13 protein-coding genes and 1 pseudogene are annotated in these 12,626 nt (G+C 44.4%); 5 read left to right on the top strand and 9 right to left on the bottom strand.

Annotated features, from left to right (window positions below):
• Window positions 1-38 precede the first annotated feature (38 nt).
• The 4 genes from Q4Q52_RS20915 to Q4Q52_RS20900 all read left to right on the top strand — a co-directional run bounded on the left by Q4Q52_RS20915 (window position 39) and on the right by Q4Q52_RS20900 (window position 3,687).
• Window positions 39-1,760, top strand: coding sequence for a phospho-sugar mutase (locus tag Q4Q52_RS20915; RefSeq protein WP_311991572.1), 1,722 nt, complete (start codon window positions 39-41; stop codon window positions 1,758-1,760).
• Window positions 1,761-1,929: 169 nt separating this feature from the next.
• Window positions 1,930-2,313 carry a VOC family protein gene (locus tag Q4Q52_RS20910; protein WP_006081088.1) on the top strand — a complete coding sequence of 128 codons (384 nt, stop codon included), beginning with the start codon at window positions 1,930-1,932 and terminating at the stop codon, window positions 2,311-2,313.
• Between the two features lie 101 nt (window positions 2,314-2,414).
• Complete coding sequence (locus tag Q4Q52_RS20905) at window positions 2,415-2,864, top strand: GyrI-like domain-containing protein (RefSeq protein WP_259483241.1); 450 nt, start codon at window positions 2,415-2,417, stop codon at window positions 2,862-2,864.
• A 109-nt stretch (window positions 2,865-2,973) separates the two neighbouring features.
• On the top strand, window positions 2,974-3,687 hold the full coding sequence (locus tag Q4Q52_RS20900) for a YafY family protein (RefSeq protein ID WP_311991571.1): 714 nt from the start codon (window positions 2,974-2,976) through the stop codon (window positions 3,685-3,687).
• Window positions 3,688-3,801: 114 nt separating this feature from the next.
• On the opposite strand, the gene Q4Q52_RS20895 is transcribed toward Q4Q52_RS20900, so the two are convergent.
• The 9 genes and pseudogenes from Q4Q52_RS20895 to Q4Q52_RS20855 all read right to left on the bottom strand — a co-directional run.
• On the bottom strand, window positions 3,802-5,094 hold the full coding sequence (locus tag Q4Q52_RS20895) for an aerolysin family beta-barrel pore-forming toxin (RefSeq protein WP_311991570.1): 1,293 nt from the start codon (window positions 5,092-5,094) through the stop codon (window positions 3,802-3,804).
• A 582-nt stretch (window positions 5,095-5,676) separates the two neighbouring features.
• Window positions 5,677-5,979, bottom strand: coding sequence for an AzlD domain-containing protein (locus Q4Q52_RS20890; protein ID WP_107402198.1), 303 nt, complete (start codon window positions 5,977-5,979; stop codon window positions 5,677-5,679).
• Window positions 5,976-6,797 (bottom strand): AzlC family ABC transporter permease, encoded by an 822-nt coding sequence (locus Q4Q52_RS20885; protein ID WP_311991569.1) that lies wholly within the window; start codon window positions 6,795-6,797, stop codon window positions 5,976-5,978. Before Q4Q52_RS20885 ends, Q4Q52_RS20890 begins: the two co-directional genes overlap by 4 nt.
• 213 nt (window positions 6,798-7,010) lie before the next feature.
• The gene (locus Q4Q52_RS20880; RefSeq protein ID WP_311991568.1) at window positions 7,011-7,844 is read right to left on the bottom strand and encodes an AraC family transcriptional regulator; all 834 of its coding nucleotides are present in this window, start codon (window positions 7,842-7,844) and stop codon (window positions 7,011-7,013) included.
• 187 nt (window positions 7,845-8,031) lie between these two features.
• Window positions 8,032-8,685 carry a Vat family streptogramin A O-acetyltransferase gene (locus tag Q4Q52_RS20875; RefSeq protein WP_311991567.1) on the bottom strand — a complete coding sequence of 218 codons (654 nt, stop codon included), beginning with the start codon at window positions 8,683-8,685 and terminating at the stop codon, window positions 8,032-8,034.
• A 153-nt stretch (window positions 8,686-8,838) separates the two neighbouring features.
• Window positions 8,839-9,147, bottom strand: coding sequence for a hypothetical protein (locus tag Q4Q52_RS20870; protein WP_268649490.1), 309 nt, complete (start codon window positions 9,145-9,147; stop codon window positions 8,839-8,841).
• A gap of 437 nt (window positions 9,148-9,584) precedes the next feature.
• A complete protein-coding gene (locus tag Q4Q52_RS20865) occupies window positions 9,585-10,037 on the bottom strand; it encodes a hypothetical protein (protein WP_063883168.1) in 453 nt (150 codons plus the stop codon).
• Between the two features lie 144 nt (window positions 10,038-10,181).
• Window positions 10,182-10,556: a hypothetical protein gene (locus Q4Q52_RS20860; protein WP_311991566.1), complete on the bottom strand. Its 375-nt coding sequence runs from the start codon at window positions 10,554-10,556 to the stop codon at window positions 10,182-10,184.
• Window positions 10,557-11,192: 636 nt separating this feature from the next.
• A pseudogene (locus tag Q4Q52_RS20855) lies at window positions 11,193-11,485 on the bottom strand (IS110 family transposase); the annotation flags it as partial.
• A gap of 166 nt (window positions 11,486-11,651) precedes the next feature.
• On the opposite strand from Q4Q52_RS20855, the gene Q4Q52_RS20850 reads away from it, so the two are divergent.
• A complete protein-coding gene (locus Q4Q52_RS20850) occupies window positions 11,652-12,374 on the top strand; it encodes a HEPN domain-containing protein (protein ID WP_311991565.1) in 723 nt (240 codons plus the stop codon).
• Window positions 12,375-12,626: the final 252 nt, after the last annotated feature.

Below are 12,626 nucleotides of genomic sequence, written 5' to 3'. Positions count from 1 at the left end.
CCTAATGTGATTGCAAATGATTTTCAATGAGGCGTGTTATGAATACCCATCTGCAGTTACAGGTAAAACATTGGCTTGAAAATGATCCTGACCCTCGCACTCAATCCCAATTACAAACCCTAGTCGATAGTGGCAATGAAGCCGAACTCGCGGCACGCTTTGCTGGTCGCTTAGAGTTTGGCACCGCAGGATTACGCGGTGTGGTCGGCGCAGGGCCTATGGGGATGAACCGTCTGGTGATCCGTCAAACCTCGGCAGGCCTTGGTGCTTATCTACTTGATCAGATTAAAGATGCCGCCGAGCGTGGTGTGGTGATTGGTTACGATGGTCGCCACGACTCATTCAATTTTGCCCATGATGCGGCGAGCGTACTGACCGCTATGGGCATTAAGGTGCGCTTAACGTCTAAAGTGGCGCCGACACCGCTGGTGGCCTTTGGGGTGAAACATTTTAATGCGGCAGCAGGCATTGTAGTGACCGCGAGTCATAACCCGCCGCAATACAATGGCTATAAAGTGTATTGGGAGAATGGCGCGCAGATTATTCCGCCCCACGATTCTGGCATTGCCGCGCAAATTGAGCGCGCCGCGAATCAAGCGATTCCGTTTTTAGAACATGATGAGGCGGTAAAACAAGGTAAGTTAATTATTCTGCAGGACGATTTTTACCAAAGCTATCGCCATGGCGTGCAGCAAGCTGAGGTGCTGCAAAACCATACGGCTCCAGAAAAGGTCAGTTTAGCCTATACCGCCATGCACGGCGTGGGCGCTGAAATGGCTGAAACCGTATTGAAAGATGCGGGTTTCACCCAAGTGTATTCGGTAGCCTCCCAGCGCGAACCCGATGGGGATTTCCCGACGGTGAACTTCCCCAATCCGGAAGAAAAGGGCGCGATGGATTTAGTGATTGCCGAGGCGAAAAAACACGGCGCTATGCTCGCCTGTGCTAACGATCCCGATGCCGACCGTTTTGCGGTCGCAGTGCGCCGTGAGGATGGCGAATACCAGATGCTGACGGGCGATCAAGTCGGTGTGCTCTTTGGGCATTACTTATTATCTCATGCCAAAGATCATCAACGTCTTACGGGCACAACGATAGTGTCATCGAGCCTGTTATCTAAAATTGCTCAGGGTTTTGGCACGCAAAGCTTTACCACGCTCACCGGCTTTAAGTGGTTGATGAATGTGGGTATTGCGAAAACGTCCCCTGAGGATCAATTCCTGTTTGCCTATGAAGAAGCCCTTGGCTACACAGTTGGCAGCATGGTGTGGGATAAAGATGGCTTGTCGGCGCTGGTGGCATTTGCCCAATTAACTGCCGAGCTGGTGGCGAAGGGGCAAACGATTTGGGACAGACTCGAGCAAATTTACCGTGAGCATGGCTTCCATCTCAATGCGCAGGTGAGTATTGCACTAAAACCTGACACGCCTAATATTGGCGCCTATTTACGCGAACATCCCCCTGTGAAGATTGGTGAGCAAGACGTGCTATCAACCGATGATTTAAAAGCCCTTGAGCGTCGTTTTGCCGATGGTAGCGTTGAAAAAATCGACTTGCCACCGAGCGATGTATTAACCTACTGCTTAGCGGGTGGCGCTCGGGTGATCGTCAGACCTTCTGGCACTGAACCCAAAATTAAGTGCTACTACGAAGTGGTCGAAACTATAGTCGATACTGATACCTTAGCCAGCGCTCAGGCGAGGGCGAGCAAAGCCATGGAAGATTTTATTCAGGCCCATCAAGCCAGTTTGCCAAAGTAACGTTTTAACTAGGCCAAAACCCTCAACATTCACTTTTATTAAAAGGCTACTGACATCATGCTGTCAGTAGCCTTGTTTTATTCTTGTTGTCGCCCGTTAATGATTCAGTCCTGAATTTTATAAATAAGGTTTTGAATCATTGATATTTTTCAACAAGGAGAAAGTGAAAATGTTATCTATTGCACCGTTAGTTTGGGGTGAAATTCCTGTCAGTGATATGAACCGTGCCGTTGCCTTTTATCAGCAGCATTTTGGGGTTGAGTTTAAACGTGACGATATGGAAGATATGGAATATGCGACCATAGTCACCGAAGATGCGAGTGCGGCGAGCATAGGGTTAGTCAAATGCAGCATGAGCCAGCCGTCAATGCAAGGCAGCACTGTATATCTTCATTTCAGCGCACAATTGCAACCTTTAGTGGATAAACTTATCGCAGCGGAGGTGACGATTATCCTGCCAGTCACACCGATTAAAGACGGTGAATGTGGTTATATCGCCTTATTTGCCGATAGCGAAGGTAACAAAGTGGGTCTGTGGTCTAAGGATAAGTAGTCTCGAGTGATTAATGTATTAGCGTCGTGGCCTTAAGGCACGACGCTAAGATCACGCAATTAACTAAAGCATGGGTTTAGATTTCTATGGAAGAAACAAAGATGGACGTGGTTTATATTGATGCTCGACCGCTACTTGGATTGAGCACCCGCACGAACAATCGGGCCGAAATGTCCGCCGATGGCGCTAAAATTGGCAGTTTATGGCAAGCCTTTTTTGAATCATCACAGCTCACCGCCATGCTCAATTCGCCCATGTATGGCGTGTATTATGACTATGAGTCAGACATGAATGGCGAGTTTGCTGTGCTGGTGGGCAAGGCAATTGATGCCCCTGTTGAGGCAAACCACTTCACGTCGCTGGATCTTGAAGCCGGTAAATACCTTAAATTCACCGGTCAAGGTGACATGCCCCAGTGTGTTATCGATCTTTGGGGACAAGTGTGGGGCTATTTTAGTGCTAACGATTGTCCGCATCAGCGACGTTATCAAACTGATTTTGAAGTCTATCTCAGCGCCACTGAGGTTGAGATTTATATCGGGATTTTATGATTTAAATCGTAAACTATCACTCAAGTGAGTATCAGGATATGTCAGTGATTTATGTAAACTCACAATGCTTAATCAACGGATAGGCAACTAAAGGATTAAATCAGAGTCAATGCGCCGCGCCGACCGCCTATTTCAAATAGTGCAAATTCTTAAACATAAACGCCTGACCACAGCCCAAGAGTTGGCTGAACGGTTAGAGGTGTCCACGCGCACGATTTACCGTGACGTACAGGATTTGTGTTTAAGTGGCATTCCCATTGAAGGGGAAGCGGGTGTCGGCTATTTGTTGCGCCACGAGGTGAATGTTCCTCCCTTGATGTTTAACGAAGCCGAATTGGAGGCGATTCAAGTTGGCATGCGTATGGTGCAAACTTGGGGTGGCAAAGAACTTGGCAGCGCCGCGAGGCAGGCGATGATCAAAGTCGAAGCCGTACTGCCAAAACGACTACAAGCCTATCAATCCTTGATGTTTTCACCGGATTTTTACCTCGACTCCAATGAGTTCCAATTCCTCGATCCGCTGCGTAACTCAGCTCAGCGCCGCGAATACGTCAAACTCTTCTATCAAGACGTCAAACTCGATGTCACCGAGCGTGAAGTGCGCCCGCTCGCCATCTATTTTTGGCGTGGCACTTGGACCTTACTGACTTGGTGTGAGCTGCGTTCAGCCTTTCGTAATTTCAGGGTTGATCGCATCACAGGCCTTGTGCGGTTGAACCGTCATTTTGACCAAGCACCTGGGCAAGAGTTGGAAGATTATATTTGCCTGATGGATGAACAATCGAAGGCGCGAGCCGAAGTAAAAGATAAGCCACTCGAATGAGTGGCTTATCTTACATTTCTAATTTGCTCGTAACATTCTAGTATTTTTCTAGTTGTATCGAGATCTCTCTGATAATCGTATCATGGCTATTATTGAGAGCCTAAACTCACCATTTTAATTGTTTAACATGACTTCGCTTGATTGCGAAATATGCAGTTTTTTGATTAAACCATCTTCATCATTATTTTGGATCTCGCCGACGGCAACTTGAATATTACGACTCAGTCCTAATTTTTGAGCACTTTTCGGACGATTAGCAATGTCTTCATCCGTTAGCGGATAGGATTCACTGGCATCGATATTAAATTGACTCGAATCTATTGCGGTAAATTTACCGCTGATAGGTGCGCCATGTTGTCTAACAATATTCGCTAATTGCCACTCAAAACCACTTTTTGACTGTGCCGAACTAATCGCTGCAGGCCAATCCCATACACCATAACCGTTTATATCTTGATGAAGATATTGATCGACTAAGGCTTCTGGCCCATTTAAGTTATTCGCATTCGCTCCGCCAAAGGTGTAAGGGAGGTTAGGTCTATTTGTCGGATGATTAATATGCGCATTACCTCCCCATTTTAAGAAGTTCTCATATTTTATATCGTACATCATATATAAACTTGAGGTGTATGGAACATCCGCTTTTTGTTTAAACAGAGTGATTGAGATATAACGTTTGCTGCGAGGCGGCATAATTGCGCGGTACTGTGCCTGACTCGAAATCGTTGTACTTTTACCGTCAGTTTCACTCCAGCCTTGGCTGGCGGAAAATTCGGCACTGATTTCAGAACTCGCTCCACCTATTCCTGGAATACCCACTTCATATTTATTGGTTACGCCAATTTTCTCGGAGAAGGAGAAATTATCGGTTTTGGCCCAGCTAGTGGTGTAATCATAGTTGAGGGTGGCGACACCGGTATCTTCGGTATCACCCCAGTTGTAAATCACTACGGGAGCTGTATAAATAGCTTCACGATCATAAACTTGAGGTGAACCTAACTGAAGGTTTTGAGGATTAGTTACAAAATGGATATTTTGTAAATTCACCTTCAAACGCTCATTCGCTCTGTAGCCGCTTGCATAAGGATCATTTCCGTTATAGCGGGCTTTAAGACTGTATTCGTTGCTCGATTCTCTTCTGACTTCGATATCTTCACCAACATACTGGGATGCCGTACCGCCAGCCCATGCATATCCAAGATGGTGTCCCAAGGAGAATAACGAGCTGATAAACGAGGGGTCGTTAATCACATCATTTTTAAGCGAATCAAGATCAGGGGCAGCGTGTTCTACCATTGACAGTTTTGGAATAGTATTAGGAATAGCTGCTTCGGCCAACAAAGAAACAGTTCCAAGTGCGGTTAAACAGGATAAAGTTAATATACTCAGGCTAGATTTTGTTCTCATGATTGTTCCTTTATTTTAATAAAATACGTCCTTTCATTGAGAGCGCCGATGGCAATTATATGTAGTCCTAAATCATATAAATAATCATTACTGTTAGGCACATCTAAAAACTAGCACTTTTATTTTTATTAAACAAAGTAAAAATAGATTAATTTAAATAGTGTTTAATTTAGGTTAAAAGTGTTAACTGGTTTATTTTTAAACGGTATTTTGAACTTTATAATATAGTGTATTTACTTTAATTTTTAATGGGTTGATTTTATTCGTGGATTGATGTTAATGGCATGGCGTATTAAAAATTTATGCTGACTTTTATATAAAAAACTTTTAAATGGATAATTTATGCAAAGAGTTATATCGAGTGCGATATCGAAAGTTAAACCGAGATCAATACCCTAATAGATACAGTCATAAGGGTATAGGACATGAAGACAGTGGAAGATAATGTGAAAGTGATTTTCTGATACACGAGTATCTGAGGGGATGAAGTTGGGTAAAAGTGTGGTAGAGGCGGTATAAGTGCTTGTGCAAGAGCCAGTGCTACAGAGGGCACTGGCTCTTTGTTTTCTTAATGTTGTTTACTTAATGGATCAAGAAAAACAGTCCCATACTCAACACTGTGGTCAGCAAGGTATTACGGGTGACGAGCGCGAGTATCGTCGCGACCACGGCGCAGATGAGATAGCTGTTGTCTAAGCTGAGATCGAGCTGGCCTTCTTGCACAAATACTATGGGCGCGAAGATAGCGGTCAATACTGCAGGGGCTGAGTAACTTAAAAAAGTTTGGGTGCCCTTACTTAATCGCAGCGGTAATTTAGGTTCGAGCAGTAAATGACGACTGATAAACACAACCGCCGCCATTGAGAAAATCATTAACCAAATCATGCTTTTTCTCCTGATGCACTATTTGTCTTAGTCCCAGTTGCTGCTTGGATTTGTGTGCTTGCTAGCTCAGTTGCGGGTTGTTGTGCGCGTTCCGCTTCCTTGGTCACTTTGGCGTAAAGTACGCCAGCTGTCATTCCGGCTATGGCGGCGATCAGTAATCCCGCTTGAATTTCAAATAAGGCGCATACCACGGCAAGGGTGAGCGAGACTAATACACAGACGAGAATCGACGGTTTTTTTACCGTGGGCACGACCAGCGCGATAAAGGTGGCGGCGATGGCGAAATCGAGCCCAAGTTCGCCTAAGTTCTCGATAGCATTGCCCGCCACTATGCCAAGCAAGGTTGCTATGTTCCAGCCGATATAGAAACTCAAGCCGCCGCCGAGTGCATACCAAGGGTCGAACTTATGCAACTTGCCTTGATTAGCGATGGCAAACAGTTCATCCGTGAGCAAAAAGCCCAATGTCAGGCGCCACTTTAATGGCAAGGGACTGATTTGACTGCGCATCGCCATCGCATATAACAGATGCCGTGAGGTGATGAGTAGCGTCGTAATTAAGATACTCCACAGACCAATACCGGCTTTGACCATGCCGAGCGCCACTAACTGAGCCGCGCCCGCGAAGATAATCGCTGACATGGCTTGGCTTTCAATGGGCGTGAGCCCAACCTCAATGGCGAAGGAGCCCGCTAAAATTCCCCAAGGAACTACTGCTATTGTCAACGGCATCATGGCCAAGGTGCCTTTTAAAAAAGCCTTGGCTTTTGTGGGATTCGCGGGAGACACATCAGGTTCTATAAGCTTGTTGGTTGTCACTTTGGCTCCTAAAAATAGCGGCGACACTAGGGTCGCTGTTAAACAATGAATGCTTGGATAAGGTCTGCTTGCTCTGTTATTACCGCTCAGTTACGACTATTTAGTGACTATTTCTTAGAGACTAGTGTTTAGTTATGGCAGACCTGTTATTAGCGGCCTGTTATTGGGGATATTAAGCAAGCTGAGCATGGCAGATTAACCTAAAGTGGTTGTTTAGGCTTGGATAATATTGCGGCCTATTTCTTTGGCAAATTGCCCCGGCGTTACGCCGACGGTCTTTTTAAAATGCCGATTCAAATGGCTTTGATCGTGAAAACCACAATCGAGGGCGACATCAAGCAGCCGTGTGCCTTGCTTGATTTTCCCCTTGGCCAGTCTCACTCTGGCCTGAATTTGGTAAGCGTGGGGCGGTAAGCCGTAACAACGCTGAAATTGCTTGAGTAAATAATAGGGGCTTAATCCTGCAAGCGTTGCCAGCTCTTCAAGGGAAATATCGGCCGCAGGATGATCGTCGATAAAGGATTTCACCAGCGCTAATGCAGGCTTAGCGATTACAGCGAGGTCATCGCTTGGGCGATGCTTGCCATGGCGCGCCATTAACTGCATTAGGCTTGAATAGACTAAGCTTTCACGCAGTAAGCGATTATCCGATGTATCTAAGGTATTAAAGGTGAGGCGCAGCAGTTCGGCTAATTCGGGATCGTACACTACGGGATCTGGGAAATAGGGCGCTCCGCTGTTTGCTAGCTCACTGTTTATATTGGCAAACTGCGCGGGTACTGGATACATGGCACGATAGGACCAACCGCCCTCGGAGGCGCTACAGCCATTATGCACTTCGTCGGCGTTGACGAGAATGATGCTGTGCTTTGGCGCCACATGGTTGCTACCCGTGCGATAAAAACGCTGCGCTCCCGTTTCAATCACGCCGACCGTGTAACCTTCGTGGGTGTGGCGACTGAAGTTTTGTTTATGGTAGTGGGCATTGAGTAACTCGAGGCCACCTAATTCATCGGCAATCTGGTAGGCCGCATGTTCTGTATTCATTAAGCCTCCTTTCTTGAATAGATGAATGGGCGGGTTGTACCTGATAGTAACCCAGAAATCCTCAGCGCTTTTGTACAAAATTGCGCATATTGGATTTTGTTCTGCGCTTAATGGTGGTTTCTTAATGTTTGTTGCTTATTGCTGTCGCTTGAGATTTTTCATCAAGCTTGCTCGCGACCCGCTTGTCTTAGGTCGCTTGCTTTAATTGACTCAGATCAGCGCCCGCGATGGCGTGTAGGTGCTGAGTGATTTTTTCTATCGGCCAATCCCACCAAGCGATGGTAACGAGCTCATCTATCACATCTTGCTCGAACCTGAGCTTGATGACAGTGGCAGGATTTCCGCCAACCACAGCGTAGGGCGGTACATCTTTTGTTACCACGGATTGACTGGCAACAATGGCGCCGTGGCCAATTTTCACTCCAGGCATGATAGTGGCGTTATAACCAATCCACACATCGTTACCGATACAGGTGTTGCCCTTAAAAGGTAAATCTTCGGGATTGGGCGCCGCTTTCTCCCAACCATTACCAAAGATATAAAAGGGATAGGTCGAAAAGCCAGATACTTGATGATTGGCGCCATTCATAATGAATTTCACGTCTTTAGCAATGGCGCAGAATTTACCGATAATCAGTTTATCGCCAATAAAGTCAAAGTGATAAAGCACATTCGACTCGAACCTTTCAGGCCCCGCAGGATCGTCATAATAGGTATAATCGCCGACGATAATGTTCTCGCGGGTAATAAAGTTTTTAAGAAATCCAACCTGAGGGAAGCCTTTCATCGGCGCTTTGTCGTTGGGATTTGGGCCTAATTGGGCGTGGGTTGTGTCAGGCATAACTGTCTCCATCGTTAAAGTACGTCTTAACTCGTGCATTCTTTTATGCGATTGATGTGCGAATTTGTGGTGCCTATTGCGGTGTTGATTGTTGTGCCTATTGCGGTGTTGATTGTTGTGCCTATTGGGGTGTTGATAGCCGGATGAGTCGGACTAGTACTCACCCGTCACCACAAGTGTATTTTCAATACGTTTAACCATTAAGGCAAGCGTAGTTTTGTCTCGTATAAAGCCGACAGAGCAAATTGCCATCGCGCCACTACCACAGGTTATTTCGGGATAGTCTTCTGTCATTGGCGTTTCATCTTCCGCTACGGGCGCTAATACCCAGCCAGCAGCCAATAAACTCGATTTCACCTCAGCGTATTTTTTACCCCATAACGCGTTGGTGTCCTGTGCTTGAGCAAATAGAGGCAATGCGCCAAGGCTTAGCATGATCAGTGGGAGAATGATTTTTCGCATGTAAGGCCTTAGTTCCTATGTGGTTTCGGGGATGATTGATGGTTAATTTTTAAAGGCTAAATCAACGTCGTGGGGCTTCACCCCACACCCGACCAAGGAGGACTGCTCGTCCTATCCTCCTTGGATGCTCCAAGACGCCCCCAACGGAGTTGAAAGCCCCTTGTGCTCATTGGCAAATTTGCTATCGCTTCCGAAGGATGCGTCCCTGCACCTGCGAAAGCTAGCTCGCCATCCATGGCGAGACTCACGCAATTTGCCTATTCGCCCTGCGGCAACTCCGAGGGGAGGTGTATTCTGTTACTTCGGAGTTAGCTTTTAATCCCAAAAGATTTAAGCCTGTCCTGTCTTTTCCTTTGAATAATAATTTGGAGCCAATAAAAGCAAAGATAAAAGAGATAAAGAACTTCAATGGTTTTCCCTTAAAATATGTTGATAAATTAACCATTCTTTTTGGCGCGTTTGTACTCTTGTTGGGATTGATAAATTCCCAGAATGATCAGGCCAAATACGAAATAGAACATTTTTTGCGCTGAAAACTCGATTGTCAGCGTAGGATGTTCTAGGTGGCGGTATAGAATACTGTGAGAAATTACCTCTGTTATCGTCAGAATAAATGGATAGCTAATTAATGCGATAGACGATATTTTTGCGAATTTGTACGTTTGAGGTTGTTTAATGAATTTTGCAATAAATAGTAACCCAAATGATAGCGTCAGATTGCTTATCCATAAAATAGCCGCCGTAATTCGTACTTGAGTATGACTGGCTTGTTCCGCATCGGGATAAACCTCTAATATCTCCTGCAAGTAGCTTGCTGGGCTCACTAATCCCCAAACAGGGTAAAGGCATAGCAGCACGGCAGTGAGCATTAAAATATATCTGATAAACATCCTTTTTCTCCGACAGATTCTGCTTAGAAAGCTATATTTGTTATACGAATTATTACCTTAGCATTGTTTTTTACAAGTGGCGATGCTTTAGCTAAAACTAAATTATTGTGACAAAATCCTTGTTGTTGGATTGCATACTATTTTTTAGGCGCCAACAGCAGAATAGATAAGTAACAAAGATAGCGGGATGGAAAATAGACCAATTAAACGGAATTTATTGTTGAAGTATTGAGCAGACCATAGCGCAAACTTCCTATGTAACCTTGGATGCGTTAATGCTAAGCCCATTCCGACACAGAACAATACAATACCTATCGCAAAAATGGTCTGTGGAAACTGAGTATCGGTTGAGTAATGGGTAAAAATGAGACCCGCAATAATTCGGCTGATCACCTCAGCAATATGGAAGTAGGGCTGCTCGCTAAACAAAATAATTCCCTTAGAGAAAGACTCAGGCTTTACAACCATCACTAGGCTTAATAACAACATCAATAGACCAAAAGCCGCAATAAAGTACATAGTCGTTCCTTGATATAGTGATGTTTTGATGTTGAAACTATAAATCCAGCGACACAATTAAGCACTCTCATTCCAGTGACACGCTCTGCTTAAATAATAAAAGTCATCCCAGAGGGTTCGACGGCGGCATCTACTGCATATGGATGCGCGAATGCCACGGTTACATGGTCAATTATGTTCCCGACATAATAGTGATATTCCCCATATTCCTATGGGTCAGATATGAATGAGCGGCCATGCCGCCAACGGACACTTCCATAAGAGTGCTTAATTTCGTTAATTTCTGTGTACTTTTTAGCCAGTTTTCACACTATCAATTTCCATTTTCAAGTCGGCACATCAGGACATATATTCACTTTTAACCTTAAAAATATGTAGGTGTCCTTACTCTTTTTATGAGGCTATAAGTCCGTCTTTACAATTAAGCACTTTCATTCCAGTGACACGCCATTAACTCATCCCTGAGGGCTCGACGACGGCATCCATGCCGTCAACGGTCACTTCCATGAGAGTGCTTAATTTCGTTAATTCTTGTGTACCTTTTTAGCCAGTTCCCACACGATCAATTTCCATTTTCAAGTCGACACATCAGGGCATAAATTCACTTCTAGCCTTAAAAATATGTGGATGTCCTTTCTTTCTCTCTACAATGCCGTATTCCGCTAACATCCCTCAGACTTGATTAAGGCGGTTGATTGTTTAGTTAATCGTTCGCGCATGCGGTGGGGCAGTTGCACATCTTGCTGCGCGACGCCTTTGGGTTTTACAAACCGCATGTTGGGTCGCTGCGCAGCTTCAGCGATGGCTAAGGCATCGTTGTAGTCATTTTTATTACCTTGCCGAAAAGGCACCACAAATTGAGGTGCGATTAGCTTGACGTTATGGCTCAACAGCTCAAATTCTCTGGCCCAGTAATTTGCTCCACCACACAGGGAGCGTCCATATATGTCTCGTTAAATTCTTCATGAAGGATATGAATATTAAGCAGGTGGTTAAGGGGAATATGGCCAATAAGAAAGTGCAACGTGTTAATTTAGTTAACTAACAAAATGAACTCTGTTAGGTTAATAGCTCTATATATTGGGAGTTTAAGTTATGGGTTCAATGAGTGAGTTATATATTGATATTCAAGAGCAACAAATGCGTGATTGGATATGCGAGCAAATTGGGAGCGATGAAGTCGACGAATCTAGTGATGAATGGAATGAGCTAGCTACAGAATGGTGTAATCAGCAAGAATACTATCAGGATTATAGCTATTATGAGTCATTAGAATTATCAGAATTAAACCATAATTTCATGTTTGAAATGGATAAGCTTTATGAAATTGTAAATGAGCAAATTCCATGCAACTTGGAAAATGTCACATTCAAAATGGTTCATGCATATGCTGTAACTATCTTGGAATCCTTTTTAACTCATGCATTTATATCGATAGTGTCAAAAGATGATAGATTATTAAAAAATTTAATTAGAGCTTATAGCAACTGCAAAGAACCCAAAACATATACTTTACAGGAGCTTGATTATTTTGACGGTTCTGTGAAAAATTTGGTTTTAGGGAGAATATCACTAATTTTATTTCATGATTCAAAAAGAATTGAAAGCATGTATAGGGATACTTTCAATTCTGCACTGGGATACGACTTCAAAGAATTGAATAAAATATTTTCTAACAGGCATGATATAGTTCATAGAAGTGGTAGAGACAAACGTGGTTTGGACTCCACTCCAAATAGAGAAAGCATAGAAAATACTTTACGCACAATAAGACAATTTATTACTTATTTTGAGGATAAAGTTAATTCTCAATGCTAACTCTTGTCCCCGTTAACGGGTAGGCTTTCCTCCCGCTTAAAATCCCCGTATACCTATAAGCGCACTTAGCCAACGCTGTGAAGCGTAGGCAAGTTAACCCGCAGTGAGGCTGCGTATCCCAAGGGTAAAACCATGCGCACAACAGCTAAATACCCATATTTTCAAACTTTGCCGCAGATTACACCGAAATTTGCCAAGGCGAATTCAACTGCGGACGTGACCTTCGATGACATGGATGTCATCGTAGAGCCG

Origin of the sequence: Shewanella sp. SP1S2-4 (assembly GCF_031932075.1) — a bacterium.
GTDB classification, from domain to species: Bacteria; Pseudomonadota; Gammaproteobacteria; order Enterobacterales; family Shewanellaceae; genus Shewanella; species Shewanella baltica.
This window is presented reverse-complemented; position numbering and strand designations above follow the sequence as displayed.

What these genes read in the sequence shown, in the direction of transcription:
- Q4Q52_RS20915 (WP_311991572.1), top strand. Translation starts at nt 39, where the DNA reads ATGAATACCCATCTGCAGTTACAGGTAAAACATTGGCTTGAAAATGAT.
- Q4Q52_RS20910 (WP_006081088.1), top strand. Translation starts at nt 1,930, where the DNA reads ATGTTATCTATTGCACCGTTAGTTTGGGGTGAAATTCCTGTCAGTGAT.
- Q4Q52_RS20905 (WP_259483241.1), top strand. Translation starts at nt 2,415, where the DNA reads ATGGACGTGGTTTATATTGATGCTCGACCGCTACTTGGATTGAGCACC.
- Q4Q52_RS20900 (WP_311991571.1), top strand. Translation starts at nt 2,974, where the DNA reads ATGCGCCGCGCCGACCGCCTATTTCAAATAGTGCAAATTCTTAAACAT.
- Q4Q52_RS20895 (WP_311991570.1), bottom strand. Translation starts at nt 5,094, where the DNA reads ATGAGAACAAAATCTAGCCTGAGTATATTAACTTTATCCTGTTTAACC.
- Q4Q52_RS20890 (WP_107402198.1), bottom strand. Translation starts at nt 5,979, where the DNA reads ATGATTTGGTTAATGATTTTCTCAATGGCGGCGGTTGTGTTTATCAGT.
- Q4Q52_RS20880 (WP_311991568.1), bottom strand. Translation starts at nt 7,844, where the DNA reads ATGAATACAGAACATGCGGCCTACCAGATTGCCGATGAATTAGGTGGC.
- Q4Q52_RS20875 (WP_311991567.1), bottom strand. Translation starts at nt 8,685, where the DNA reads ATGCCTGACACAACCCACGCCCAATTAGGCCCAAATCCCAACGACAAA.
- Q4Q52_RS20870 (WP_268649490.1), bottom strand. Translation starts at nt 9,147, where the DNA reads ATGCGAAAAATCATTCTCCCACTGATCATGCTAAGCCTTGGCGCATTG.
- Q4Q52_RS20865 (WP_063883168.1), bottom strand. Translation starts at nt 10,037, where the DNA reads ATGTTTATCAGATATATTTTAATGCTCACTGCCGTGCTGCTATGCCTT.
- Q4Q52_RS20860 (WP_311991566.1), bottom strand. Translation starts at nt 10,556, where the DNA reads ATGTACTTTATTGCGGCTTTTGGTCTATTGATGTTGTTATTAAGCCTA.
- Q4Q52_RS20850 (WP_311991565.1), top strand. Translation starts at nt 11,652, where the DNA reads ATGGGTTCAATGAGTGAGTTATATATTGATATTCAAGAGCAACAAATG.